The organism is Bradyrhizobium sp. CCBAU 45384 (assembly GCF_028128665.1).
GTDB lineage: Bacteria > Pseudomonadota > Alphaproteobacteria > Rhizobiales > Xanthobacteraceae > Bradyrhizobium > Bradyrhizobium manausense.
Genome location: NZ_LBIZ01000086.1, coordinates 33,300 through 57,866 on the forward strand (window position 1 = coordinate 33,300; position 24,567 = coordinate 57,866).

The window sequence follows — 24,567 nt, forward strand, 5'->3', positions numbered from 1 at the left end:
CTGGACACAGCACGGGAGGCGTAACCCTCCCGTGCTGTGTCGTTCCCTGGACTGATGATGACGCTTTCCGCAAGTCTCAATGGTGCCGAGCAGCGCCGCCCGAGCCGACTCGGGCGCATGCTCGAGGATCGCCTGCCCTATCTCATCGTCGCACCGGCCATTCTGATCCTTCTCCTGGTCGGCTTGTTCCCCCTGATCTATTCGCTGATCGTGAGCTTTCAGCGCATCACGATGACTGAGAACGACACGTCCTTCGTTGGCTTCTTGAACTATGCCGAGCTGTTCAGGGATGCTCGCCTCTGGGCCTCGCTCGGCCACACTGCCATCATCACCGCGATCGCCCTCCCCCTCGAGCTGCTGATCGGCTTCCTGATGGCGCAGCTTTTCATCGATCGCATGCCCGGACGCCAGCTCTTCATCGCGCTGCTGGTGCTTCCGACTGTGATCTCTCCGATCGTCGCGGGAGCGACCTGGCGGCTGATGTTCGACGTTCGCTTCGGTCCGGTCGGTGAGATCCTGAGCTTCATCGCAGGCGAGCCGGTGCGAATCCTTTGGACGGTCAATCCTGCCTACGTCTATCTCGCGATCATCATCTGCGAGGTCTGGCAGTGGTCGCCCTTCATGTTCCTGCTGCTGCTCGCTGCGCTCTCGAATGTCGACCAGTCGCAGCTCGAGGCTGCGGAGATCGATGGCGCATCATACCTGCGCGTGCTCCGCGCGATCGTTCTGCCGGCCATCGCCCCCGTGGTCGCCGTCGCCTGCCTAATTAGGGGCCTGGACCTCGTCCGCATCTTCGACATCATCTGGGCTCTTACCGAAGGCGGTCCGGGTTCGATGACCGAGACCATCTCGCTCTACACCTATGTGCAGGGCTTCTCGCAATTCGAGACGAGCTATACGGCCGCGATCTCGTTCCTGGTAATTGCGCTGCTGACGCTCATCACCACCCTGGTCCTCAAGCGCATGGAGCTTGCGCGATGAGGGTCGGCAGACTTCCGGCGAGAAAAGCCCGCATCCTGGCGCTTCGCTATCTCGGCGCGGGCGTCGTAACCCTGCTGTTTCTGTTTCCGGTCTACTGGCTGTTCATGATTTCGTTCAAGACGCCGGACGAAATCTATCATGTGCCGCCCTTATGGATCCCCGGACAGATCCAGTTCTCGAACTATTACGTGCTGTTCAAGGATGGTGACGTCCTTGCCATCCTGAACAGTCTGGTCGTCGCCGGCGTCAGTTCCGGCATTGCGATCGTGCTCGGGACGCTCTGCGCCTACAGCCTCGCCCGGTTCGGCACCGGCGGCGAAAACCTCGCGATGTGGATCATTTCCCAGCGCATGATCCCGCCGATCGCGGTCGTCTTCCCGATCTTCCTGATCTACGTCTATTTTGGTCTCGTCGACGGCTATTTCGGGCTGATCCTGCTCTACACGGCGTTCAATCTCCCATACGTCATCTGGATGATGCGCGGCTATATCGTCGACGTTCCGCTGGAGCTCGAAGAAAGCGCTCTCGTCGATGGCCTGAACCGATGGGAAGTGATCTGGAAAGTCGTCTTTCCGATGGTCCGTCCGGGGCTCATGGCGACGTCGGTATTCACCTTCGTCTTCGCCTGGAATGACTTCCTCTTCGCGCTGGTGCTCACGCGCACTGAAGTCATCACGTTTCCCGTCATGCTGACGCACTACTTCGGCGGACAATCAAATTTCTGGGCAAAGATCGCGGCGATGTCCGTCCTGGGAACGTTGCCGATCTTCGTCGCGGTCTCGGTGATGCAGCGCTATCTCGTGCGCGGCATCTCCTTGGGCGCAGTCAAGGGTTAGGGAGAGCGGAGTGGCCGACGTCAAGCTGTCCGGGGTCCACAAATACTATGGCAATGTGCACGCGGTTCGGGGTGTGGATCTCACCATCGCCGATGGCGAATTCGCAGTTCTTGTAGGGCCATCGGGCTGCGGCAAGAGCACGCTCTTACGAACAATAGCCGGTCTTGAAGACCCGGACGGCGGAACCATTACGATCGGTGGCGCGGTGGTCAACGATCTGCGCCCGCGCGAGCGCAACATCGCGATGGTATTTCAGAATTACGCGCTCTACCCCTATTTGACCGTCAACGAGAACATCGGCTTCGGTCTGCGCGCCCGCAAGACTCCAGAGATCGAGATCAGGAAGCGGGTCAGCGAAGCCGCCGACATGCTCGGCATCGGAAATCTCCTTCAGCGCTATCCGCGTCAGCTCTCCGGCGGACAGCGTCAGCGGGTCGCCATCGGACGCGCCATCGTCCGCAAGGCGGACCTGTTCCTCTTCGACGAACCGCTCTCGAATCTCGACGCTCAATTGCGCGACGAGATGCGGACCGAAATCAAGCGTCTGCATCACGAGATCACGACGACGATGATCTACGTCACCCACGATCAAGTCGAAGCTATGACGCTCGCCGACCGCATCGTGCTGCTCCGCGATGGATTGATTGAACAGCAAGGGGCCCCGCTTGAACTTTTCGAGCAGCCGCGTACGGGCTTTGTGGCCGGCTTCCTCGGGTCTCCGTCGATCAACCTCGTCCCAGCGACCCTCAAGACAAGCGGCGGCAGCGCGGCAGTTGTGTTTCAGTCCGGCGATGCGCTGACGCTTCCGAGCGCGAGAGCCAAATTGCTGACAGGTGCGGATGGCCAAGAAGTTCTCGTCGGCATTCGCCCCCAGCACTTCAGCCGGGCAGGCGGTGGATCCCTGCGCGACGGGGAGGTCTCCTATTCGGCCGTTGCCGATCTCATTCAGCCGACGGGGACCCGTACATTCACCACCATCAAGATCGGCGGCGTCGATGCGGTCGCGGAGCTGCAGGCGCATGACGTCAGCAGCCATGGCGAGCGGATCGACCTCGCCATCGACCTCAATCGCGTGGTGCTGATCGATCCGGCCAGCGGCCTGGTCATCTCGTAACGAGCGCCGGCAATCTGGAGAACGGGAGGAAAAAATGGCGTCGAGACTGTTTGCCACCGGAATCGGAGCGCCCGAGGGCCCGGTGTGCCTGCCGGACGGGTCGATGTATGTCACGGAAATGTCCGCATCGACTCTTTGCGTCACGCGGCTCGACCATCGCGGCAATCGTAGGGTGATCCGGACGACGGGCGGTCGTCCGAACGGACTGTCGACCGATGGCCACGGCCGGATCTGGATCGCGGAAGCCGGCCTGCGGGCGCTGATTTGCATCGACGAAAGTGGAAACGAGATCCGGCGCATGCAGGGCGAAGGTGCGGACCGCTTTCTGTTTCCGAACGATCTTTGCTTCGGCCCGAACGGACTGCTCTACATGACTGACTCCGGCATGGCCGCGGAGGACTTCATCAACGGTCAGGCCTTCGTCGACGGCTATATGGAGCTTGATTGGGACGGCCGTGTGTATGAGATCGATCCGGCGGCCATGAAGGTGCTACGCGTGCTCGATTGCAAGATCCGCTTCACCAACGGCATTGCTTTCGGCCCCGACAATCACCTTTATGCCAACGCATCCTTTACCGGCGAGATCTACCGATATGACGTCATCGGTGAGACCGCGCCGAAACGTGTGGTCTTCGGCAACGTCCTGCAACCGGATGCCAATCCCGATTTCAAAGGTCCGGACGGGATGGCCTTCGGCACGGATGGCCGCCTCTATTGCACGGTCTACAACCAGAAGAACGTCACGGTTCTGGACCGCCGGGGTGAGGTCGCCGATCGTCTGATCCTGGATGGACCCCAGCCAACGAATTGTGCCTTTACGCTCGAAGGCAAGACGCTACGTGTCACTGAAGTCGGCAAGGGGCAGGTCGAGGAGATCGATATGCCCTGCGAAGGCCTGCCGCTGCATCTGCCGAAATTCGCCTGACGGGGTGCCTCGCGGTTATGTCCCTGCGAGGCGCTCCGCCGAGGCATCAAAGGAAGCCGATCGATAGCCAGGGTACGGCTGCGACGATCAATGTGCCGATCAAGAGGGCGATCATATAGCCCACGATAGGCTTCATGCCCTCGTCCGGGTTGATGCGGCTAATGGCGCAGGCCGCGTAGTAGCCGACGCCGAACGGCGGCGCGAACAGCCCGATGCCCATGGCGAGAACGACCACCATCGCGTAGTGGACGTCGTGCACCCCCACCTGCCGCGCGATCGGGAACAGGAGCGGGCCGAACAAGACGATGGCCGGGATACCTTCCAGCACGCTGCCCAGGATCACGAAGGTCGCGATGGTCACCGCTAGGAAGACAGGGACTCCGCCAGGAAGGCTGGTCATGAACTTTGCAAGAGAGGCAGAAAATCCCGACTGAGTCAGTGCCCAGGCCATGCCCGTCGCCGCGCCGATGATGAGCAGAATCGCCCCCGACAGCGAGGCCGTCTCGACCAGCATCGGATAGATACGGCGCCAGTCGAACTGCCGGTAGATGAAGAGACCCGCACAGGCCGAGTAGAGGATGCCGATGGTCGAGACCTCCGTTGCCGTCGCAACGCCTTCGACGACGGCGGTGCGGATCACGAATGGCAGCGCGATGGCCGGTATCGCGATCACGAAGGCGCGGCCGATCTCCCGCCCCGTCGCCCGTCTGACATGAGACAGGTCCTCGCGACGGTATCGCCACCACACCACGGCTGCGAGCATGACCGCGAGCACGACGCCCGGAAGCAACCCGCCGGTAAACAGCGCGGAGATCGAGACACCGGTCACCGAGCCGATCGTGATCAGAACGAGTGACGGCGGGATGGTTTCGGTCTGCGCCCCCGTCGCGGCCAGGAGCGCAACGAGATCGCCGGGCTTTGCCCCCCGCTGCCGCATCTCGGGAAACAGCACCGGCGCTACGGCAGCCATGTCCGCCGCCTTGGACCCGGAGATGCCGGAGACCAGATACATCGCCCCGACCAGCACGTAGTGCAGTCCGCCGCGCACGTGGCCCAGAAGGCTCGCAAGGAAGCTGACCATCGCGCGCGCCATGCCCGTCATCTCGATCAGAAGGCCGAGAAAGACGAAGAGAGGCACGGCGAGCAGGATCAGGTGGCTCATGCCCTCATCCATTCGTCCGATCATCACTACGTCAGGCGTGCTGGTTGTCAGGGCAAGATAGCCGACCGTGGCGAGGCCAAATGCAAACGCGATCGGCACGGCCGCAAAGACCATCGCGCCGACCACGAAAACGAAGAAGATCAGCACGTTCAGATTGCCGAGCGGCTTCAAGACCGGCGCCAGCAGAACGAACGTCCCGATGATGCCTGCGACGATCGCGAGCGAAGCCAGCAAGCTGCGCAGGCTCGCGATGCGGATGAGCCGGAGGACGGCTGCGATCAGCATCAATCCGATGCCGATCGGCAGCGCCGCCGCACGCCAGGTGTTTACGATCTCGAGCGCCGGGGTCGTGACGAATGCCTCGTCGGCGGCGAATTCATAGGCCGGCCAAACGACGAGCGCGAGGAATGCCAGAGATGCCGCGGCCGCGACGACATCCAGGAACGCACGAACTTCCGCGCTGAGAACGCCGACGATGGCGGTCATTCGCATGTGCTCGCCGCGCTGGAACGCGATCACGGACCCGAACATGGCGAGCCAGAGGAAGAGAATGCCGGCGAGCTCGTCGGACCAGACGATCGGCGAGCGGAACACGTATCGGCTCACGATGCCTGCGGACAGCACGGTGATCTCCGCCAGCACGAGCAATGCCGCCGGGACTGCGACGACGTGGCCCAGTAATGTGTTGGCCCGCACCACCCATCTGCGCGAGTTCGCTTGAGATGTGCCAACCGCGATCCCGGTATCCACATGCGGTGTATGGCTTATGCTGGTCATGACAGCTGGCCCGCTGCTTTTTCGAGCTGAGACCACGCCTCCTCGCCAAACTTGCCCTTCCAGTCGGCGTAGAAGCTGGTTTTGGACAGGGCTTGGCGGAAGGCAGTCCGATCGACCTCGATGAACTTGAGACCTTTGGCCGAGAGATCGGCTCGCAATGACTGGCTGAGCTTCGCGATGTCGGCCCGTTGGTCAACGGCGGAGCGATCGAGCTCGCGCGTCACGATCTCCTGCACGTCCTTCGGCAGACGCTCGAAGGCGCGCTTGTTGCCCAGGATCCAGTAACCGTCCCAGACGTGCCCAGTCAGGCTGCACGTGCTCTGCACTTCGTAGAGACGCGCCGTCGCAATGATCGGCAGCGGATTCTCCTGGCCGTCGACGACCTTGGTCTGCAACGCGGAATAGACCTCGTTGAAGTTGATCGGCGTCGGCCCGGCGCCGAGCGCCTTGAAGAGCGAGGTGATCAGCGGCGCGGGCGGAACGCGGATCTGGAAATTCTTCAGGTCATCCGGCGTCCGGACCTCGCGGCCCGACGAGGTCACCTGACGAAAGCCGTTGTCCCAGGCCTTCGACACCGCCATGATCGGCGTCTTGGCGATCTGCGCCCGGATGTAGGAGCCGAGGTCGCCGTCCATCGCCTTCCATACGCTATCGTAGTCGGCGAATGCGAAGCCGGTGTTCACAATGCCCGCACTTGGGACGAGGGTGGCAAGAATCGAGGACGATTGGTTGAAGAACTCGACGCCGCCGCTGCGAACCTGGGTCAAAAGTTCGGTGTCGGAGCCGAGCTGGTTGGCCGGAAACAGCCTGATTTCCAGCCGGCCGCTGGTCGCTTCGCGAATACGGTCGATGGCCTCCTGGGCTCGGACATTCACCGGATGCGTCGGATCCTGTCCGGTCGCGAACTTGTACACGAACTCGGCGGCAGACACCGGACGGGTCAGAATCCCGCAGAGAGGTACGGCCGTGGCGGCCATCAACAGCGAACGGCGGCTGATGCTTCCGGGCTTCGATACTGTCATGTTTTCCTCCTGGTCCTTCATTGACGTTGCGGCCCGCTGCATCAGCGCACGCTGGCGTGCAGCTTTCCGGGTTCTTCCCTTGCCGGCTTTCGACCACCGGCATTTGGGCAGGAGCAATTACTCGCCGCCGCAACCTGCGGCGGACGTAGCTCCTCACCTGGGCTTGGCTCGATTGGCGCTTAGCGCCGGTACCCTAAAGCCACTGCTTGATCTGCCGTGCAACCTCTGCGGTTGAAATCCCGTAGCGGTCGTGCAGCGTCGGAAGTGCGCCGGCGTCAAGAAATTCGTCGGGCAATGCGATCTGGCGGAAAGGCGGATGGATGCCTGAACGCATCAGAAGTGCGGCAACCGCCTCGCCGAGACCGCCAATCGTTGTGTGGTTCTCGGCAACGACGACAAGGCGGCCCGACTTGCCGGCTTCACGCAAGATCGTCTCAGTATCGAGCGGCTTGATGGTTGGAACGTGCAGCACCGCGATATTGATGCTGTCGTCCTTCAAGGTTTGCGCGGCCTCGAGCGCACGCATGGTCATGATGCCGGATGAGATGACCAGGACGTCCTTCCCGTCACGGATCAGCTTGGCCTTGCCGAGCTCGAATTTGTAGTCGTACTCGTCCAGAACGACCGGCACCTGGCCGCGCAGCAGGCGGGTGTAGACTGGCCCCTGATGTGCCGCGATCACGGGCACCAATTGCTCGATTTCGTGGGCATCGCAGGGATCGATGACCATCATGTTCGGCATGGCGCGAAACAGCGCGAGGTCCTCCGCGGCCTGATGGCTCGGGCCGTAGCCCGAGGTCAGGCCCGGCAATGCGCAGACGATCTTCACGTTGCGGTCTTCCTCCGCAATGGTCTGGTGAATGAAATCATAAGCCCGCCGAGACGCGAACACCGCGTAGGTTGTCGCGAATGGCATGAAGCCTTCGGCGGCGAGGCCAGAGGCGGCGCCGAACAAAAGCTGCTCGGCCATGCCCATCTGATAGTAGCGGTCCGGGAATTCCTTCGCGAAGATGTGCAGGTCGGTGTATTTGCCGAGATCGGCCGTCATGCCGACCACATCGGGACGGCTGCGCGCGAGCTCGACGAGCGCATGTCCAAACGGCGCCGGTTTCGTTTTCTGTCCCTCGGACGCGATCGAGGCGATCATGGCTGAGGTGGTCAGGCGCGGCTTGCCCGGCTGGGGAGCTGATCTGACGGTCTTCATGCCTGCCTCCCGGCTTCCAGCGCGGCCAGCGCGAGCTGCCATTCGTGCTGCTCGACGCGGATGAAATGGTTCTTCTCGCGCTGCTCCAGGAAGGGAACGCCCTTCCCCATCAGCGTGTCAGCGACGATCATCCGCGGCTTGGGCGCGCGGTGAGACTTGGCAGCATCGAACGCCGCAATGACCGCATCGAGATCATTGCCGTCGATCCGCTGTACGAACCAGCCGAAAGCCTGAAGCTTGTCGACCAGCGGCTCGAATGCCATGACCTGTGTCGAGGGACCATCCGCCTGCTGATTGTTGACGTCGACAATGCCGATCAGATTGTCGAGCTTGTAATGGCCCGCCGACTGGATGGCCTCCCAGACCGAGCCTTCGTCCAGCTCGCCGTCCGAGAACAACGTGTACACCCGCGCGTCGGATTTCTTGCGCTTGAGCCCCAGGCCCATGCCGACTGCTATGCTGAGCCCAAGCCCGAGCGAGCCGCCCGACATTTCCATTCCGGGCGTGTAGGAGGCCATGCCCGACATCGGCAGGCGGCTCTCGTCGCTGCCATAGGTCTCGAGCTCTTCCTCGGGGACGATCCCCGCCTCGATCAAAGCCGCGTAGAGCGCGATGGCATAGTGCCCGTTCGAGAGCAGGAAGCGGTCGCGGTCTTCCCAGGAGGGATCTTCCGGCCTGTAGCGCATCGCGTGAAAATAGGCCGCGGCGAGGACGTCCGAGATGTCCAGCGCCTGTGCGATATAGCCTTGGCCCTGGACCTCGCCCATGCGCAGCGCATTGCGGCGAATGTTGTAGGCGCGGTCCGCCAGCTTGGGCGTGTTGGTCAGCGTTTCCATCGATCTAGACCTTGTCTTGCCGGCTCAGTGGATGAGCATGCCGCCGTTGACGTCGATCACGGCGCCAGTGACGTAGGCGGAGAGATCCGAGGCCAGGAAGGTGTAGATCCCGGCGACGTCTTCCGCTGCGCCGAGACGATTGAGCGGAATGCCTTCCAGGATCTTCGCCCTCATCTCGTCGGTCAGCTTGCCCGCGGTGATATCGGTGCCGATCAGGCCGGGCGTGACGCAATTGACGCGGATGCCGTCCGGGCCGAACTCACGGGCCATCGCCTTGGCGAGACCAAGCACGCCGGCCTTCGCGGCCGAATAGTGCGGGCCGCCAAAAATTCCACCACCGCGCTGGGCCGAGACCGACGACATGCATGCAATCGATCCGGATTTCCGTCCGCGCATATGCGGGATCACCGCCTGGGAGAGGAACAGGATGCCCTTGAGATTGACGTCCTGAATGCGATCCCAATCGGCTGCCGAAATCTCCAGGAACTTCACCGGCTGGGTGATGCCGGCATTGTTGATCAGGACATCGATGGCGCCGAAGGATTCGATCACTCGGGCGACTGCCTGCTCGCAGGACGATTTGTTGGCGACGTCGCACCCTAGTCCGATGTGCGATGTCCCGAGCGATGCCGCAGCATCCGCCGCAGCGCCGGCGTCAATATCCAGAATGGCGACCCGAGCGCCCTCGGCGGCGAACCGCCGGGCGGTGGCAAGCCCGATCCCGCGCGGCGAGGCCGCGCCCGAAATGATGGCCGTCTTACCGCTGAGCAGCATCAGTTCCTCCCGCAAATTGTTCTTCCTTGGCGCTTAGGAATGACCCGCCGGCGGCCAGCGGACAAGCGCGCAGTTGTCACGGATCGATGAATCTGGTTCACTTATGGGATGCTGTCGAATATCCCCATATCGGCAATTCGTGCCTTTGAAGCGGCTGCCCGCACCGGCTCGTTTCGCGATGCGGCGAATGAACTTCACCTGACGCCGAGTGCGGTCAGTCATGCCATCCGCAAGCTCGAGGGCACGCTTCGGACCGTTCTATTCGAGCGCAGCGCGCGCTCCGTGCGGCTCACACCGGCGGGCGAGAATTTGATGCGTCATACCGGCGCTGCGTTTGATCAGCTTCGCCGCGGCCTCGAGGAAGTCGCCGCGCGCGGACCGCAATTGGTGCGCGTCCATTCCGCGCCGAGCTTTGCTGCGCAATGGCTGGCTCCTCGGCTTGCACAGTTTCTCGCCGCCCATCCGAAGCTCGAAGTCCGGCTGGCTGCGAGCACGGACTACGCGCGCTTCAGCAACGATGATTTCGATATCGATATCGTCTACGGCCCGCCGCGAGCGGAAGGTGTCGAGGTCGTTCCTCTGCCGGAAGAGACGGTCACGCCGCTCTGCTCCCCGGCGCTCGCAAAATCAATCAGGACTGCTGCCGATCTCCTCGATCAAACGCTCATCCGTTCCGACGTGAAGCAGGTTCAGTGGCACCAATGGTTCGCGGCGAATGGATTGGAAGCACCTGCGCTGCACGGGATGAGGTTCGATCGCAGCTTTCTGGCAATCGCAACGGCTGCGGAGGGATTGGGAGTAGCGTTGGAATCAACGCTTCTGGCCGAACGCGAACTGGCGAGCGGACGATTGGTCGCTCCTTTGGCAGGGCGCGCAAACGACATCCGCTACGTCGGTCACCGCCTAATCTACCCGCGCGCCAGCCGGCAGAGATCTGCAGTACGAGCCTTTGCAGATTGGCTAGTAGCGCAACTCGGTGGCGAGGATGCCATTTCCCCGCGCTGAAGTTCTTCGCACCACGTTCGATGGTACACACGCCCCGCGAAGGAGCTGCCTGCGGGCGCCTAGTCCAGCTCCTCTGAAGGGTGCGAATGGCGCCAAATCCACACTCACGGGAGCGGCGTGAACTTCAGCTGGCTGAGCGGCGCGACCTTGTCGGTACGGGTCATCTTGAACTCGGTGCTGGGACCGAGCCACTTGTCCCAGATCTGGTTGATCTCCCCGGCCTTGTCCATCGCGAGCAGGGTCTCGTTGACCTTCGCGAGCAGCGCAGGCTCATCCTTTTTCATGCCGATGCCGATCGGCTGCAGCACCATGGGCTCGTCGATCATCTTCAGGGGCTGCCCCGCCTCCTTGGACTGGCTGACGAGCTTGGTAATGGTCATGGTATTCGCCACCATTCCGACCGCCTTGTTCTGTTGAACCGCCATGAAGGCTGAACCGGTGTCGACGAAGGTCAGCGGGTCGGATTCATTCATCTTGATCGCGAGTTCCGACGTCGATCCTTTGGTTGACGCCAGCCGCTTCCCCTTGAAATCGGCTTTGGCGGTCCCCGGGTCGCTCGCCTTCACTGCCAGCATCTCCTTGGCAATATAATAGGGGTCGGAAAACTGAATCTGCTCGGCGCGCCCCAGCGTATAGGCGAGGTTCGCCACCGTGATGTCGACATGACCAAGCTTGACTTCAGGCACCCGCGCCTCGACCGAGAGGGGCGTGACCTTGGCGGCAACGCCCCAGTGTTGGGCGATCGCCTTGCAGAGGTCGACGTCAAAGCCGACCATCTCGCGTGTTTTGGCATCCGGGGCCGCAAATGGCGGCACGTCAGCGAAGGTTCCGCAGCGCAGCTCCTTTCGCTGGATGATGTCCGAGAGCTGATCGGCGTACGCCGCCGGCGCAATCCCGGCAAGGGCTGCGATCGCGGCCACCAGGCCGATTGAACGATTCTTGAAAGACATTCGTGTTCTCCTCCAGATTGGTCACATCAAGTCAGCGCGCTCACCTTGTGTGCAGGTCCGACAGGAAACGCTGCGCACGGGGATGTTGTGGTGAGCGGAAGAAGTCCACCGGAGCTCCCGTCTCGAGCACCCTTCCGGCGTCCATGAACCAGACGCGATCGGCGACATCGCGCGCGAAGTTCATCTCGTGGGTCACGCACATCATGGTCATTCCATCGCGCGCGAGCCCGCGCATGACGGAAAGCACCTCGCCCACCATCTCCGGATCGAGCGCGCTGGTCGGTTCGTCGAACAGCATCGCCGGCGGCTCCATGGCAAGCGCACGGGCGATCGCCACGCGCTGCTGCTGTCCGCCGGAGAGCTGGCCCGGATAGTTCTGTGCTTTGGCCGCGAGCCCGACGCGATCCAGCAGCCGAAGGGCCGTTTCGCGCGCGTCGCTGCGCTTGACGCCGTTCACCTTCATCGGCGAAAGCATGACGTTGTCGAGCGCACTCAAATGTGGAAACAGGTTGAAGCTTTGAAAGACGAAGCCGATACGGCTCCGGAGGTGGTTCAGCGCCGAGCCCCGCAGCTTGGCGTGCACGTCCTTGCCCTCGAACAGCACCGAGCCGGACTGGATATCCTCAAGCCTGTTGACGGTGCGGATGAGCGTCGACTTACCCGAACCGGACGGCCCGCAGACCACCACTACCTCGCCTTTCTTGACCTCGGCGTTGACATCCGTCAGCGCGGCCAACGCTCCAAAGAATTTGTGGACAGCGACGAACTGGATCATGGGAGCGGCGTCTGGGGATGGAGTTTCATGCGTCATGTGTCATGCCCCTGATACGCTTGCGGATGTGGCGGGCAGTATGGACGCGGCAGCCACACTTGTAGTTCGGCGCGCGGTAATCCGCCGCTCGACCATGTTGATGGCCTGCGTCAAGGTCCAGCAAACGATGAAATAGCAGATGGCGAGGATGAAGTAGACTTCGAACGGCTTGGTCAGCAAGCGGTTGTTGATCTGGCCGGCTGCAAAGGTGAGCTCCGGGACGTTGATGATGTAGCCGAGCGTGGTCTCCTTGATGGTGGAGACGAACTGGCTGAGGATGCTAGGTATCATGTTGAACAGAGCCTGCGGCAGAATCACGTAGCGCATCGCGCCCAGACGGCTGTGTCCGAGCGCCCGGGCGGCGTCCATCTGACCTTGTGGCAGCGCCTGAATGCCGGCACGCACGATCTCGCTCAGGAATGCGGCTTCATAGCCGACCAGCGTGACCAGCATAGTCGCGAACGCCGGTACGCTATGCCCGATCAAGAGCGGCAGCACGAAATAGACCCACAGGATGATCAGCAGCAGCGGCACGCCGCGCGTGACGTAGACCAGAGCCATGACCGGCCAGCGCAATGCGCGCCACGGCGACAGGCTGGCCAGCGCCATCGCGACGCTCAGCGGAAAGGCCAAGGCAATGCCGAGGACGGAGAGGATAAGGGTGGCTGCGATGCCACCTAGCGGGCCGTTCGGATACTGGCCGACAAGCAGCAACAGCCAGTTGTCCCTGACGATCTCGATCATGCTCAGGGGCAGCGACATGATCAGACCGCTCCGGCCATGCGGCTGCGCTGCTCGAGATAGTGACCAAGCCACATCAGCAACAGCGAGCAGACGAGGTAAACGATCGTGGCAATCAGGTAGGTTTCGAACGGGCGAAAGCTCTGGTTCTCGACCTCCTTGACCGCGTGAGTCAGCTCGGCGACGCCGATCGCCATTGCAAGGCTGGAGTTCTTGAACAAGGAGACCGTATGGTTCACCAGCGCCGGCATCGCGTTGCGAACGGCCTGCGGCAGCAAGATGTAGGCCATGGCTCCGACGTAACTATGCCCCAGAGCACGGGCGGCTTCCCACTGCCCCCTCGGCACGGCACGCAAACCGGAGCGTTGATCCTCACTGAAATACGCAGCCTGGCACAACCCAAGAGCAACGACCGCGAACACTGCTTCGCCATTGTGGTCGCCGAGCCACATCTGAACGGAGTCCGGCAGCAGGCTCGAAATGCCGAAATACCAGAGCATGAGCTGCACCAGCGTCGGCACATTGCGATGGTAGGAGACGTAGATCGCGACGAAACCGCTGGCGATCCGGCTCGGCAGCATCCGGACCGCAAGCAGGATCATTCCAAGGCTCATGGCCAGCAGCCAGGAGCCGACGAAGATGATGAAGGTCATCTTCACCCCATGGACCAGCATCCGGCTGAACTCCGGATTGAGCAGGACGGCCATGAGGTCGAAACCCTTCATCGCGCGCCCCTCGTCTAGGTCGGAAGAACGGGCTTTGGAGAGCCCTCGGGGCGCGTGGTCGATAAGCCACCCGGCACTTGCAAGGTCGGTGTGATCTCGATGTAGCCGACATTCACCGCGACCGGAGCCGCAATCGCAAACGCGATCGCATCGGCAATGTCCTTTGCCTCGGGCAGTTCAAAGCCTTCGATGAAGTTCGCGCGCGTTTCGGCGCTGTCGCCGTGGACATGGGCGAAGATATCGGTTGCAACCCGGCCTGGGCAGATCTCGGTGACGCGCACGCGCTTGCCGAAGCAATCGACCCTGAGCTGACTGGTCAGCATGCTGACGGCCGCCTTGGTCGCGTGATAGCTCGAGTTGCCTGCAAAGTTGTAAGCGCCGGCAATCGACGTGATATTCACCACATGGCCGCGATCGCGCTGAGCCATGCCCGGCACGAGCAGACGGCAGAGATGCAGGATCGCGCGCAGGTTGACGTCGACCAGGAGGTCGATGTCTTCTGCATCTGCCTGGAGAAACTTCTTCGGCCGGTCGACGCCCGCGCTGTTGACGAGCACGTCGACCTCGATGCCCTGGACAAGCTTGGTGATAGAAGCGCTATCCCTGACGTCGATCGCGTGCGGGATGCAGCCGGTGCGATCGGCCAAGGCGTTCAGCGCATCCCCGCTCCGCGCGAGCGCATGAACCTTGAGTCCCTCGCGCGCCAACCGCTCGACGACCGCAAGACCGATGCCCGACGAGGCGCCGGTAATGAGAGCAGTCCTGTAATCGGAGAATGGCATCTGGCTCCTCGCCTTTTCAACACGCTAAACGATCGCGTAACTTTCCCGCCAAGACGGATTAAATGTGGTGGGATAAGGTCCCCTTATGATCGCCCACCCGCTCAGCCGGAGCCCGCCACAAGCCGGGAAATCGGCACGATCTCGCCGCCCGCGGCCTCGATCGAGGCCCGAATCCTTCGGGCCAGCTCGACGGCACCTTGGGTATCCCCATGCATCAGGATCGATTTGACCGGCATCGCGAGAGCCTTTCCGCTGGCGGCAATGACCACTCCGTCGCGCAGCAGACGCTCGACGCGCTCGGCGACTGCCCTGGCATCGTGAATGACTGCACCCGGCTTTGCCCGAGACACCAGCAGGCCGTCGTCGTCATAAGCCCGGTCCGCCAGGAAGGTCGTGGCGACCCTGATACCGCACTGCGCCGCCGCACCCTCGATGGCGCGACTGCTCGAGGAAACGATCATGAGATTGGGATCGAACGCGGCGACCGCGCGAACCAATGGCAGGGCAAGATCGGCGTCGGCAGCTGCCATGTTGCCGAGCGCACCGTGAAAGCTCATATGCGTGACGCGATGCCCGACGGCCCGCGCGATGCCGTCGAGTGCCCCGAGCTGGTAAGTGACCATGGCGGCGAGCTCGGCGGCGGCGATCTGCATCACGCGCCGGCCAAATCCCTGACGGTCAGGAAACCCGACATGCGCCCCAAGGTCGACGCCGCGCGCCCTGGCGCGCTCCGCCGTGCGCTGCATGATCAGGGGATCACCAGCATGAAAGCCGCATGCGACGTTGGCCGAAGATACGAGGTCGAGCAGCGCCTCGTCGTTGCCCATGGGCCACGGACCAAAACCTTCGCCCATATCGGCGTTGAGATCGATCTTCATGAGGTCTCACCTTCAATCGGACGCAGTAGGAACAGCGGCTCGCCGTGGCCAACGACGGTGCCGTGGGCGATCAGCACATCGGTCACCGTCCCTGCCTGGGGCGCAGGCACGGCCAAAAGCAAAGGCCCGATTTGCAGGAAGCCGAGAGGCTCGCCAGCCCCGACATTGGAGTCGGTCAAAGCGATTGCGTGCTCGTGAAGCGGGTGACGATCGAGAAAAATGCCTGGCGATGGAGCGTGGACGGTCACTGACGGCGCATCCGCGGACGGGATCTCCTCACCTTCGACGACGCGCACCGATGCGCCGTCGTTGACAAGGCGCAACGTCGCGCTCGGACTGCGCAGCTCGAGCAGCGCGAGGCCGGCGTCCTTGAGCCAGACGCCCAACTGGTCGACGTGATCGAGAGGATTGCTCATCGGCCTCCCCCTTCGCCGCAGTAAAGCTCGACGAGACGGCGGGCGTTGGCAAGCCAGCGGCGGATATCCGCCGAGGCACCCAGCGCTTCGTCCCAGCTACAGCGGTTGAAGCGGACGCTGCTCCCGATCGGAGCCTGGCCGAGGCGCCAGAGGTCTGCCTCGATCACCGTGCCGATCTTGGGATAGCCGCCGGAGGGCTGTGCATCGCGCATCTGGATGATCGGCTGGCCGCCGTGGGGCACCTGAATCACGCCGGGCACGATGCCATGCGAGCGCAATTCCAACGGACGTCGTGTGTTGAGCTCGTGTCCGGCGAGCCGGTAGCCGTAGCGGTCGCTCTGCACGGTGATCTTCCAGGGCGTCGACCACAATGCATCGTGCGATGAATCGGTGAAGCAGTCGTACTCGGCGGCCGGTAACACACGAACGGCGGGCACACCATCGACTTCGAGCGGCAGCGACAGCGCGGGCGGGACCAGGCCGAAGCCGGGAGTGGCTCGGCCGCTCGAACGTCCGGTCGGCAGTTCGTCGCCATCGCGGAGCGGCCGTCCCTCGTGGCCACCAAACGAGCCTCTCAACTGCGTGCTGCGCGAGCCGAGGACGGCCGGCACGTCGATGCCACCCGCGACGCACAGATAGGCGCGGCTCGCGCGCCATGTCGTTTGCCTGGGAAGCGACAGCGATAGCACCTGCCCCGCTTCGGCGCGATGCGCCCACCACGGCAATATTGCCGTCTCGTCGATCCTTGCCGCACAGTCGGCGCCGGTGAGAGCAAAAACCGTCGAGTGCTCGAAACGAACCTTGAAAGGAAGAACCGGAATCTCGATGGCTGCGGCGTTCTCCTCGTTGCGCAACAGGATATTGCCTCCGGCAAGCGCGAGCGGATCCATGGCGCCCGATACCCCAACGCCAAGATTGAGGCCACCGGTGCGGCCGAGGTCCTGGACCGTCGCAAGCGCGCCTGCTGACAAGATCCTGATCATCGCAGCACCCGCACAACCCTGAAGCGGATGCTGTCGCCCGGCTGAAGCAGCGCGGGCGGGCTGCGATTGACATCGAAGAAGGCGACCTGTGTGCTGCCGATCGTATTCCAACCGCTCGGTCCATCGGAGGCAGACACGCCAGTCTGACTGCCGCCGATCGACACGGCTCCGCGTGGAATTTTCAGCACCGGCACCTTGCGACGCGGCGTCGCGATACGCGCGTCCATGCCGCCGAGATAGCAGTAGCCCGGATGACTTCCGAGCGCGAACACGGTGTAGGTCGGCGCGCTGTGGCGTTCGACGATCTCATCGATGCTCATGCCGGTATGTTCGATGACATCAGCCATATGCGGCCCGGCTTCTCCGCCATAGGTGACGGGCAGATCGATGCAGCGCCCTGCGATCGGAAGCGGCTCGACGCCGTTCCAGAGTTCGACGAGTCTGTGTTCGATCTCTTGTGGTCGTCGCGGCGGCTCGCCAAAGACCAGCATGAGGTTGTTCACGCCTGGCACGGCCTCGCGCACACCGGAAAACTCAGCAGCCTCGTGCGCCATGGCCCAAATCCGCCGCTGTGTTTTGAGCGTGGTTTCGCCGGGCGCCTCAAACAGCAGGGCCGTCGTCCCGAGCAGGCTTGTGCGAGGCCGATCCGTCGTCATGGTTGCCCGCTCCGGCGAAGTTTCGTCTCGAGATGGTAGATACTAACACCACCGCGGATAAAATCGGGATCGGCGACGAGGCGCCGGTGCAGCGGCAGGTTCGTTGCAATGCCCTCGATCCGAGCCTCGTCGAGCGCAACCCGCAACCGTGCCAACGCCTCCTCGCGCGTCGCGCCGTGAACGACAAGCTTGCCGAGTAGCGAGTCGTAATACGACGACACGCGGTAACCGCCACTTGCGTGACTGTCGATGCGCACGCCAGGCCCGCCTGGCATCTGCCAGGTGTCAATCACGCCGGGTGAAGGCACGAAGTTGTCCGGGTCTTCGGCATTGATACGGCACTCGAGGGCATGACCGTGACAGGCGATGTCACCCTGCCCGAACGGCAGCCTTTCACCCTGCGCCACACGGATCTGAGCCTCGACAAGATCGATTCCGGTGGTCATCTCGGTCACGGGATGTTCGACCTGGAGGCGCGTATTCATCTCGATGAAGTAGAACGCGTCATCTTCGACCAGAAATTCGAAAGTGCCGACGCCGCGATAGCCGATCTGCCGGCAAGCCTCCGCACAGCGCTCGCCGATTTCACGGACCAGCGCATCCGGGATTAGCGGGGCTGGCGCCTCCTCAATCACCTTCTGATGTCGCCGCTGTAGCGAGCAATCGCGGCTGCCAAGCCAGACCGCCTCACCGTGGGTGTCGGCGATCACCTGGATCTCGACGTGGCGTGGGCGACCCAGGAATTTCTCGACATAGATTTCGCTGTTGCCGAACGCCCGCCGCGCTTCTTCTCGGGTTAGGAGCAGCGCGTCGCGCAAGCCTCCCTCACTCTCCACCACCCGCATGCCGCGACCGCCCCCGCCGCCCGCGGCTTTCAGGATCACGGGATACCCGATCTCGCGCGCCGCCATGCGCACGACATCGAGATCCTCAGTCAGCGCTGCATCCGGACCGGGAACGCACGGAACGCCCGCCGCTCTCATGGCGCGCTTGGCCGCGATCTTGTCACCCATGACGCGCATGCTCGCGGCGGTCGGACCGATGAATGTCAGGCCGGCAGCCTCAACTTGCTCGGCAAAGCCGGCATTCTCGGACAGAAATCCGTAGCCTGGATGGACCGCCTCGGCGCCGCTGACCTCGGCCGCAAACAAAATCGCCTTCTGGTTCAGGTAGCTCTGCGCTGCCGCGGCCGGCCCAATACATAGCGCCTGGTCGGCATGGCTCACATACAGCGCCTCCCGATCGGCCTCGGAATGGACCACGATTGTTCGCAGCCCGAGACGCCGGCACGTCCGCTGGATGCGCAGGGCGATCTCTCCCCGGTTGGCTATGAGGACCGAGTTAAACATGGGGTCACGCGAACCGCATCAGTTCTTGTCCGGCCTCGACTTCCTGACCGGACGCAACCAGGATCGCCGACACCGTGCCGTCTTGTTCGGCGCGAACCTCGTGAAACATTTTCATCGCCTCGATGACGCAGAGTGGCGTTCCGGCCGTCACAGCCTGACCTACCGAAACAAAGGCCGGCGCATCCGGCGCCGGTTGCAGATGGACAATTCCGAACAGGGGTGCTGCGACGTTCGCCTCTCTGTTCGGCGCTGCATCGGGCTCGGCGCGAGTTGGCCGCTGTCTGGAGCGTGTGGATGGGGCCGTGTTGACCGGCGCCTGAACCATATCGTTCGGCTGCGCCCGACGGACCAGCCTGAGCGACCAGCCACCTTCGCTGAATTCCATCTCGTTCAGATCAGACGCCGTCATCGCATCGATCAGGGACTTGATCCGGTCCAAATCCATGTTTCGCTACCCATACGGGATCGTGGCCTTGCACATGCAAAGCCGGCCTCGACGCTAACGCTATCGAATCCTGACGACCAAGACGGATTGGCTTTGCCCCTATAAGGGAGCGCTATGACGCCTTTTGAGACCGCTCGTCATGCGCAACGAGGTTTCCCGGCAGACCGGCCACAAGCTCCAGCAGGATTTCCTTGATCGCCTGTGCCGGTTCGGAGAGCGGCAAATGATCGGACTGGCACAACGCCAGCGGCGCCTCGATCACCGGATCGATGATGCAGGATTGCCAGGCATCGCAGGACGATGCGACCTGCCGCGCCATCGATTCGGGCAGGATGGTGGCGCCAAGCCCATCAGAGATCACGGCCGTCAGAGTGCTGGCTGATTCGATTTCCGCCACAACCTTTGGCAGCTTGCCGATGGCCGCAAAAGCGTCGTTCACCATCTTGCGGACGACATTGTAGGGGCGCGCGAGGTAGAGTTCGGTGTCAACGAGCATCGCGAGCGGCACTTCGGCCGGCGGAGCCACCATGCTGCCACGGCCGACGAGATAAAGCGGCTCCCGCAGCAGCGGCTGGAATGCGAGGCCGTGGACGGCAGTCTTGCCGCCGTAGAGAACCGCCAAGTCCATGCGGCCATTCATTACGAGCTCGGAAAGCGTGGTGCCATAGGTCTCGTTCAAATACAGCAGAATGCCGGGGTGCCGCGCCCGCACCACGCGCAGCAGCGGCAGGGCCAGTCCTGCCGCCGCAGTGCCTGGCGCCAATCCCACGGCCACCGCGCCGGAGATGTTCTTGGCGGCCGCGTTCATGTCGGCGCGCGCCTGATCGCATTGCCGGAGGATGAGCTGGGCGTGGCGATATAGCACCTTGCCGGCCTCGGTCGGCACTACACCGCTTTTGGTGCGAACCAGAAGCTGCTGACGCACCTCGCCTTCCAGAGTCGCGAGCTGCTGACTGAGCGCCGGCTGCGCCACATGCAGCACATCGGCGGCTTGCGTCAGGCTCCCGACGTCGACGATCTTCACGAAATACTGCAGTCGCCTGAGATTCATGTCGTCTCCTCAGACCACCTTCTGCTCTGGACCGGGAGCAGAGTATCCATAAGATATGCCTATCAAGCCAGATTGAACTCGTGTTGGCCAGCGCCCGGCTCTGTCTCTAGCGTCGCACCTCGCTTAGCCAGGGTCAATCACTATGAGCCATCCTCGTATCTCCGCGCGCGTGAGGCGCATCAAGCCTTCGCCCAGCTCGGCGGCAGCCGATCGGGCAACGGCGCTGAAGCGGGAGGGCAAGAACATCGTCAGCCTCGTCGTTGGCGAGCCGGATTTCGATACGCCCGCAAACATTCGTGCCGCGGCCTCAAAGGCCATGGACAATGGGGCAACCCGCTACACGATGTTGGCCGGTTCCGTCGATCTGCGCCAGGCAATCGCCGCGAAACTGAAGCGCGAGAACAATCTCGTGTACTCCCCTTCCGACATCATCGTCACCAACGGTTGCAAGAGCGGTATCTACAGCGCGCTGGAGGCGACGATCGAGGCCGGCGACGAAGTGATCATCCCGGCACCCTACTGGGTGTCGTACCCCGATATGGTGATCGTCTGCGACGGCGTTCCGAAGATTGTCGCATGCCCGGAAAGCCAGGGTTTCAAGATCTCGCCGGCGCAGCTCGAAGCTGCGATCACGGACAAGACGCGATGGCTGATCATCAACTCGCCGTCGAATCCGACAGGCGCGAGCTACTCGGCGGCGGAATATCGCAAGCTGGCCGACGTCCTCGCACGGCATCCCCACGTGCTCGTCATGACCGATGACATCTACGAACACATCCGCTTCGATGGTCGCGCGACGCCGCATTTGCTGAACGCCGCGCCCGAGCTGGCGGACCGCGTGCTTGCGGTCAACGGCGTGTCGAAGACCTACGCGATGACCGGCTGGCGGATCGGCTGGATCGCCGGGCCCTCCGATCTGATCGGTGCGCTGAACACGCTGCTGTCGCAGGCAGCCGGCAACGCCTGCTCGATCAGCCAGGCCGCCGCTGTCGAAGCGCTCAACGGCGATCAGAGCTTCGTTTCTGAAAGCGTCGCTACTTACCGTACCCGCCGCGACCACGTGCTGACGCGCATCAATCAGATCGAGGGCTTGAGCTGCCTGCCGCCCGACGGCGCATTCTATCTCTACGTCAATTGTGCCGGCCTGATCGGCCGAAGCACACCGGCAGGTGCGCGCCTCGAAACCGACGGCGACGTCGCGATGTACCTGCTCGAAAGCGTTGGCGTTGCCGTTGTTCAAGGCAGCGCCTATGGGCTGTCGCCATACTTCCGCATCTCGATCGCCGCGTCGCTCGATGTGCTCGACGACGGCACCAACCGCATCGCTCACGCTGTTTCCCAACTCCGCTAATACCCCGATCGAAGGCATCTCATGTCAAACACCGGCATTGCAAAGAACCCCTCGGCTCCGCAGGTCGATCCCGCGGTGATCGCAAAACTGCGGACCATCGCGGTTGCCCTGCTCAGCGATCAGCTGCACCGCAATTGCGGCAGCACCGGGCTTGTCCCCTATCACTCGCCGGCGCCGATGGTCGGCACTGCGGTGACGGTGAAGACGCGGGGCGGCGACAACCTCGCCATCCTGCGCGCCTACGACTTCTGTCGTCCCGGCGACGTGATGGTTGTCGATGCCGGCGGCGACATCTCGAACGCGCTTGTCGGCGGCATCATGACCCTCGCCGCCGCCTCGCTCAGGCTTGCCGGCATGGTTCTCGACGGAGCCATTCGCGACGTCGCAGAAATCCGTCAGCGCACTTTTCCTGTCTATGCGCGCGGCGTGACCCACCGTGGCCCCTACAAGGATGGTCCCGGGGCGATCAATGTCCCGATCACCGTCGGCGGCATGCCCGTGAATGCGGGCGACATCGTCGTAGGTGATCAGGACGGCCTTCTTGCATTCCCACCCTCGCTGGCCGCAACGGTCATCGAGAAAGCGCTGGCCCAGGAGCAAAAGGAACACGGTACCATCGACTCGATCCGTGAGGGCCGATGGGATCGCGCCTTCGTCGATGCGCTAGAGGCTCGTTGCGCGAACTAAACGGCGCTGGCGCTTTCGAATTCGAAAAGCTGACGTTGGCCGTCGGCAACCAGTTGTCATCGCATCATCAAGCGCCCAACTGATCGCAACAAATCGTAAAGCGGCCTACGAAATCGCGAACAATCGTAGCGCGATTTCCCAACTAAAAAGGTCCGTTCCGATGCGCAATCGCTTTAGGTAACTGATATTGCTTGGTGGGCGCACCAGGGCTCGAACCTGGGACCCGCTGATTAAGAGTCAGCTGCTCCGCGGAATGCCAATCTTGGCACCTCTACCTTGGGTCGCCCCCCGAACCACAGAGACGTTGGTGCGGTTCGTTCCACCACTCGCGCCAGCGTCCATCAAGCGCAATTGAATCCTTGAATTGTAACCCATCCAAGGAGATTGCCGCGGGAGTCACACCAGTCGCGCAAACGGGCCATCACATAAGGATTTGAAATACCTACAGTTCGTATTTGAGTCCTTCAGCAGAGACGCTGAGGTACGTGGTACGAAGCGTGGTACGAAATTGCGCCCTATTGGAAAAAGAAGGGAAAAACCCTGTTTTGCTTGGTAGCGGGGGAGCGCTACCTACGTTCCCCCCGACAGCATGTACCCGAGTTTTGGTCTCCGCTGCTTAGTTTTTCCCCCAGTTGATTAACCCCAGGGAGCCGGGGGACCCATCCCACCTACATCCCCCCTAATCGTCCTCCGCGGATTTTTAAGCGTGGCCTCTCGCCGCTTGCTCCGCAGAACAACACGCCTCACCACGCAGTGAAATAAAATTTGATGGGATAAGTCAAAATCGAGACTTGATCTTCCACCTTCCTCTAGAGGCGCCCGCTGCGATTGGAAATGCGATCTGAATAGGTAAGAAGCAATGACAGATCAGCAATTGGCTATTCACGCCATCAGCGAAGCCCAATGCATACTGGACGAATACCTTCAGCCTCGCCCCCACAACAATGAGCGGATGATCCTCGACAAGCTGGTGGAGGTTCTTGAGCGGCCCGATCTGGTGGTCGCCATAGCTCGGCTGCAACGAAGTAGCCCGTAGCGCTCAGATGGCAAAACAACTTCCATCAATTCGTTTTGCCACCTGCATCGCTGCGCTCCTGTTGATTGGACTGCCAACTGCGCAAGCGAAACAACAATGCAGCGCCGAGGTGCCACCAAATGCGCGGGCGTATTGGTCTTGGCGCATCATCGACGGACGAAGATGCTGGTACAAAGGCAGGCCCATGCTTTCGAAGTCATTGTTGGAGTGGCCCGCTCTAGCTTCGACCCAGTCGCAATCCGATAGAGAACTTGAAGGCTCTCTTACCGAAAAGTCTAGGGATCTGATGAACGCAGAAGCCTGGGCGCCGGCTGACCGAAACACTTTCGATGCCCTTTGGCGCGCAAGGGTGGAGCAGCGCTAAGACCCGCCCCATTCGCATTGAGGCGACAGATTTCTCTCCCGAGGCCCCCGCAACCGGGTGAGGCATTCGAGCGCGGACGCTTGTCGCAACAAACGATTGCGCGCGTTGCGAAGTCGTCGTCCATCATCGCGCGAGTGCTGTGAATATGACTTCGGTCGTTAGCCCCTGAGAGGTGAACAACCCGTACGCCACGGCGGCAGATCGTAATTTACGGCCGACGCACACCTCTGCGGGCATTCGTGAGGTCCGAAAAGCTCTGTCACACCGATCGCAGTGGCATGCCGTCGTATCTTCTGGGTCGTCAGTAGTCCAAGAACTAGTTGCGAAAGTGCGCGCTCTCATGCGGTCGTGCCGTCGATCGAGCGGCGGATCACCCGCTGCACGGGGGGGGGGGGGGGGGGGGGGGGGGGGGGGGGGGGGGGGGGGGGGGGGGGGGGGGGGGGGGGGGGGGGGGGGGGGGGGGGGGGGGGGGGGGGGGGGGGGGGGGGGGGGGGGGGGGGGGGGGGGGGGGGGGGGGGGGGGGGGGGGGGGGGGGGGGGGGGGGGGGGGGGGGGGGGGGGGGGGGGGGGGGGGGGGGGGGGGGGGGGGGGGGGGGGGGGGGGGGGGGGGGGGGGGGGGGGGGGGGGGGGGGGGGGGGTCGGGCGCGGCAAACACGACCGTGCCGATCTTGCCCGTCACGGTGTCGCCGTATCGCGCATAGAGCTGG

General features: G+C 62.7%; 25 protein-coding genes. 8 read left to right on the forward strand and 17 right to left on the reverse strand.

Translation table 11 applies throughout. The features are described 5' to 3' along the window. Positions 1–57 precede the first annotated feature (57 nt). Genes XH80_RS06055 through XH80_RS06070 form a run of 4 tightly spaced genes read left to right on the forward strand, consistent with a single transcriptional unit; the run spans position 58 to position 3,856 of the window. The gene (locus tag XH80_RS06055; RefSeq protein WP_271597766.1) at positions 58–981 is read left to right on the forward strand and encodes a carbohydrate ABC transporter permease; all 924 of its coding nucleotides are present in this window, start codon (positions 58–60) and stop codon (positions 979–981) included. After that, complete coding sequence (locus XH80_RS06060; RefSeq protein WP_271597767.1) at positions 978–1,817, forward strand: carbohydrate ABC transporter permease; 840 nt, start codon at positions 978–980, stop codon at positions 1,815–1,817. Before XH80_RS06055 ends, XH80_RS06060 begins: the two co-directional genes overlap by 4 nt. 10 nt (positions 1,818–1,827) lie before the next feature. Further along, positions 1,828–2,931 (forward strand): ABC transporter ATP-binding protein, encoded by a 1,104-nt coding sequence (locus XH80_RS06065; protein ID WP_271597768.1) that lies wholly within the window; start codon positions 1,828–1,830, stop codon positions 2,929–2,931. Between the two features lie 34 nt (positions 2,932–2,965). Next, the gene (locus tag XH80_RS06070) at positions 2,966–3,856 is read left to right on the forward strand and encodes an SMP-30/gluconolactonase/LRE family protein (RefSeq protein ID WP_271597769.1); all 891 of its coding nucleotides are present in this window, start codon (positions 2,966–2,968) and stop codon (positions 3,854–3,856) included. 46 nt (positions 3,857–3,902) lie between these two features. Here the strand turns inward: XH80_RS06070 and XH80_RS06075 are convergent, their stop codons facing one another. The 5 genes from XH80_RS06075 to XH80_RS06095 form a co-directional block, all read right to left on the reverse strand. Further along, positions 3,903–5,795, reverse strand: coding sequence for a TRAP transporter large permease (locus XH80_RS06075; protein ID WP_271597770.1), 1,893 nt, complete (start codon positions 5,793–5,795; stop codon positions 3,903–3,905). Further along, on the reverse strand, positions 5,792–6,817 hold the full coding sequence (locus XH80_RS06080) for a TRAP transporter substrate-binding protein (protein ID WP_271597771.1): 1,026 nt from the start codon (positions 6,815–6,817) through the stop codon (positions 5,792–5,794). The genes XH80_RS06075 and XH80_RS06080 overlap by 4 nt, the downstream gene beginning before the upstream one ends. A gap of 193 nt (positions 6,818–7,010) precedes the next feature. Then, positions 7,011–8,021, reverse strand: coding sequence for a transketolase family protein (locus tag XH80_RS06085; protein WP_271597772.1), 1,011 nt, complete (start codon positions 8,019–8,021; stop codon positions 7,011–7,013). Further along, positions 8,018–8,857, reverse strand: a complete 840-nt coding sequence (locus tag XH80_RS06090) for a transketolase (protein WP_271597773.1) — start codon at positions 8,855–8,857, stop codon at positions 8,018–8,020. The genes XH80_RS06085 and XH80_RS06090 overlap by 4 nt, the downstream gene beginning before the upstream one ends. 24 nt (positions 8,858–8,881) lie before the next feature. Next, the gene (locus XH80_RS06095; protein ID WP_271597774.1) at positions 8,882–9,631 is read right to left on the reverse strand and encodes an SDR family NAD(P)-dependent oxidoreductase; all 750 of its coding nucleotides are present in this window, start codon (positions 9,629–9,631) and stop codon (positions 8,882–8,884) included. Between the two features lie 108 nt (positions 9,632–9,739). Between XH80_RS06095 and XH80_RS06100 the strand changes: the two genes are divergently transcribed. Further along, the gene (locus XH80_RS06100; RefSeq protein ID WP_271597775.1) at positions 9,740–10,636 is read left to right on the forward strand and encodes a LysR substrate-binding domain-containing protein; all 897 of its coding nucleotides are present in this window, start codon (positions 9,740–9,742) and stop codon (positions 10,634–10,636) included. 104 nt (positions 10,637–10,740) lie between these two features. On the opposite strand, the gene XH80_RS06105 is transcribed toward XH80_RS06100, so the two are convergent. The 12 genes from XH80_RS06105 to nac all read right to left on the reverse strand — a co-directional run bounded on the left by XH80_RS06105 (position 10,741) and on the right by nac (position 20,423). Continuing rightward, a complete protein-coding gene (locus XH80_RS06105; protein ID WP_271597776.1) occupies positions 10,741–11,586 on the reverse strand; it encodes an ABC transporter substrate-binding protein in 846 nt (281 codons plus the stop codon). A 40-nt stretch (positions 11,587–11,626) separates the two neighbouring features. After that, the gene (locus XH80_RS06110) at positions 11,627–12,361 is read right to left on the reverse strand and encodes an amino acid ABC transporter ATP-binding protein (RefSeq protein ID WP_271597777.1); all 735 of its coding nucleotides are present in this window, start codon (positions 12,359–12,361) and stop codon (positions 11,627–11,629) included. Positions 12,362–12,400: 39 nt separating this feature from the next. Further along, positions 12,401–13,159 (reverse strand): amino acid ABC transporter permease, encoded by a 759-nt coding sequence (locus XH80_RS06115; protein ID WP_442869123.1) that lies wholly within the window; start codon positions 13,157–13,159, stop codon positions 12,401–12,403. 2 nt (positions 13,160–13,161) lie between these two features. Beyond that, positions 13,162–13,863 carry an amino acid ABC transporter permease gene (locus XH80_RS06120; RefSeq protein WP_271597778.1) on the reverse strand — a complete coding sequence of 234 codons (702 nt, stop codon included), beginning with the start codon at positions 13,861–13,863 and terminating at the stop codon, positions 13,162–13,164. A 14-nt stretch (positions 13,864–13,877) separates the two neighbouring features. Then, positions 13,878–14,645, reverse strand: coding sequence for an SDR family oxidoreductase (locus XH80_RS06125; protein ID WP_271597779.1), 768 nt, complete (start codon positions 14,643–14,645; stop codon positions 13,878–13,880). Between the two features lie 101 nt (positions 14,646–14,746). Next, positions 14,747–15,523 carry a LamB/YcsF family protein gene (locus tag XH80_RS06130; RefSeq protein ID WP_271597780.1) on the reverse strand — a complete coding sequence of 259 codons (777 nt, stop codon included), beginning with the start codon at positions 15,521–15,523 and terminating at the stop codon, positions 14,747–14,749. After that, positions 15,520–15,939 (reverse strand): hypothetical protein, encoded by a 420-nt coding sequence (locus tag XH80_RS06135; RefSeq protein WP_271597781.1) that lies wholly within the window; start codon positions 15,937–15,939, stop codon positions 15,520–15,522. The genes XH80_RS06130 and XH80_RS06135 overlap by 4 nt, the downstream gene beginning before the upstream one ends. Next, positions 15,936–16,922, reverse strand: a complete 987-nt coding sequence (locus XH80_RS06140; RefSeq protein WP_271597782.1) for a biotin-dependent carboxyltransferase family protein — start codon at positions 16,920–16,922, stop codon at positions 15,936–15,938. The genes XH80_RS06135 and XH80_RS06140 overlap by 4 nt, the downstream gene beginning before the upstream one ends. Next, entirely contained in the window at positions 16,919–17,578 is a 660-nt protein-coding gene (gene pxpB / locus XH80_RS06145) for a 5-oxoprolinase subunit PxpB (protein ID WP_271597783.1), read from the reverse strand. The genes XH80_RS06140 and pxpB overlap by 4 nt, the downstream gene beginning before the upstream one ends. After that, positions 17,575–18,927 carry an acetyl-CoA carboxylase biotin carboxylase subunit gene (gene accC / locus XH80_RS06150; RefSeq protein WP_271597784.1) on the reverse strand — a complete coding sequence of 451 codons (1,353 nt, stop codon included), beginning with the start codon at positions 18,925–18,927 and terminating at the stop codon, positions 17,575–17,577. The genes pxpB and accC overlap by 4 nt, the downstream gene beginning before the upstream one ends. Positions 18,928–18,931: 4 nt before the next feature. After that, complete coding sequence (locus XH80_RS06155; protein ID WP_271597785.1) at positions 18,932–19,372, reverse strand: acetyl-CoA carboxylase biotin carboxyl carrier protein; 441 nt, start codon at positions 19,370–19,372, stop codon at positions 18,932–18,934. Positions 19,373–19,484: 112 nt separating this feature from the next. Further along, positions 19,485–20,423, reverse strand: a complete 939-nt coding sequence (gene nac, locus XH80_RS06160; protein WP_271597786.1) for a nitrogen assimilation transcriptional regulator NAC — start codon at positions 20,421–20,423, stop codon at positions 19,485–19,487. Positions 20,424–20,565: 142 nt separating this feature from the next. On the opposite strand from nac, the gene XH80_RS06165 reads away from it, so the two are divergent. From XH80_RS06165 to XH80_RS06175, 3 genes are all read left to right on the forward strand, one after another. Continuing rightward, positions 20,566–21,774 (forward strand): aspartate transaminase, encoded by a 1,209-nt coding sequence (locus tag XH80_RS06165; RefSeq protein WP_271597787.1) that lies wholly within the window; start codon positions 20,566–20,568, stop codon positions 21,772–21,774. A gap of 21 nt (positions 21,775–21,795) precedes the next feature. Then, complete coding sequence (locus tag XH80_RS06170) at positions 21,796–22,461, forward strand: RraA family protein (protein WP_271597788.1); 666 nt, start codon at positions 21,796–21,798, stop codon at positions 22,459–22,461. 859 nt (positions 22,462–23,320) lie between these two features. Next, positions 23,321–23,497 (forward strand): hypothetical protein, encoded by a 177-nt coding sequence (locus XH80_RS06175; protein ID WP_271597789.1) that lies wholly within the window; start codon positions 23,321–23,323, stop codon positions 23,495–23,497. Positions 23,498–24,567: the final 1,070 nt, after the last annotated feature.

Excerpts from the sequence above, each read along its gene's own strand:
- XH80_RS06055 (WP_271597766.1), top strand. The coding sequence starts at position 58 with ATGACGCTTTCCGCAAGTCTCAATGGTGCCGAGCAGCGCCGCCCGAGC.
- XH80_RS06060 (WP_271597767.1), top strand. The coding sequence starts at position 978 with ATGAGGGTCGGCAGACTTCCGGCGAGAAAAGCCCGCATCCTGGCGCTT.
- XH80_RS06070 (WP_271597769.1), top strand. The coding sequence starts at position 2,966 with ATGGCGTCGAGACTGTTTGCCACCGGAATCGGAGCGCCCGAGGGCCCG.
- XH80_RS06075 (WP_271597770.1), bottom strand. The coding sequence starts at position 5,795 with ATGACCAGCATAAGCCATACACCGCATGTGGATACCGGGATCGCGGTT.
- XH80_RS06080 (WP_271597771.1), bottom strand. The coding sequence starts at position 6,817 with ATGACAGTATCGAAGCCCGGAAGCATCAGCCGCCGTTCGCTGTTGATG.
- XH80_RS06085 (WP_271597772.1), bottom strand. The coding sequence starts at position 8,021 with ATGAAGACCGTCAGATCAGCTCCCCAGCCGGGCAAGCCGCGCCTGACC.
- XH80_RS06090 (WP_271597773.1), bottom strand. The coding sequence starts at position 8,857 with ATGGAAACGCTGACCAACACGCCCAAGCTGGCGGACCGCGCCTACAAC.
- XH80_RS06095 (WP_271597774.1), bottom strand. The coding sequence starts at position 9,631 with ATGCTGCTCAGCGGTAAGACGGCCATCATTTCGGGCGCGGCCTCGCCG.
- XH80_RS06100 (WP_271597775.1), top strand. The coding sequence starts at position 9,740 with ATGCTGTCGAATATCCCCATATCGGCAATTCGTGCCTTTGAAGCGGCT.
- XH80_RS06105 (WP_271597776.1), bottom strand. The coding sequence starts at position 11,586 with ATGTCTTTCAAGAATCGTTCAATCGGCCTGGTGGCCGCGATCGCAGCC.
- XH80_RS06110 (WP_271597777.1), bottom strand. The coding sequence starts at position 12,361 with ATGATCCAGTTCGTCGCTGTCCACAAATTCTTTGGAGCGTTGGCCGCG.
- XH80_RS06115 (WP_442869123.1), bottom strand. The coding sequence starts at position 13,159 with ATGTCGCTGCCCCTGAGCATGATCGAGATCGTCAGGGACAACTGGCTG.
- XH80_RS06120 (WP_271597778.1), bottom strand. The coding sequence starts at position 13,863 with ATGAAGGGTTTCGACCTCATGGCCGTCCTGCTCAATCCGGAGTTCAGC.
- XH80_RS06125 (WP_271597779.1), bottom strand. The coding sequence starts at position 14,645 with ATGCCATTCTCCGATTACAGGACTGCTCTCATTACCGGCGCCTCGTCG.
- XH80_RS06130 (WP_271597780.1), bottom strand. The coding sequence starts at position 15,523 with ATGAAGATCGATCTCAACGCCGATATGGGCGAAGGTTTTGGTCCGTGG.
- XH80_RS06135 (WP_271597781.1), bottom strand. The coding sequence starts at position 15,939 with ATGAGCAATCCTCTCGATCACGTCGACCAGTTGGGCGTCTGGCTCAAG.
- XH80_RS06140 (WP_271597782.1), bottom strand. The coding sequence starts at position 16,922 with ATGATCAGGATCTTGTCAGCAGGCGCGCTTGCGACGGTCCAGGACCTC.
- pxpB (WP_271597783.1), bottom strand. The coding sequence starts at position 17,578 with ATGACGACGGATCGGCCTCGCACAAGCCTGCTCGGGACGACGGCCCTG.
- accC (WP_271597784.1), bottom strand. The coding sequence starts at position 18,927 with ATGTTTAACTCGGTCCTCATAGCCAACCGGGGAGAGATCGCCCTGCGC.
- XH80_RS06155 (WP_271597785.1), bottom strand. The coding sequence starts at position 19,372 with ATGGATTTGGACCGGATCAAGTCCCTGATCGATGCGATGACGGCGTCT.
- nac (WP_271597786.1), bottom strand. The coding sequence starts at position 20,423 with ATGAATCTCAGGCGACTGCAGTATTTCGTGAAGATCGTCGACGTCGGG.
- XH80_RS06165 (WP_271597787.1), top strand. The coding sequence starts at position 20,566 with ATGAGCCATCCTCGTATCTCCGCGCGCGTGAGGCGCATCAAGCCTTCG.
- XH80_RS06170 (WP_271597788.1), top strand. The coding sequence starts at position 21,796 with ATGTCAAACACCGGCATTGCAAAGAACCCCTCGGCTCCGCAGGTCGAT.
- XH80_RS06175 (WP_271597789.1), top strand. The coding sequence starts at position 23,321 with ATGACAGATCAGCAATTGGCTATTCACGCCATCAGCGAAGCCCAATGC.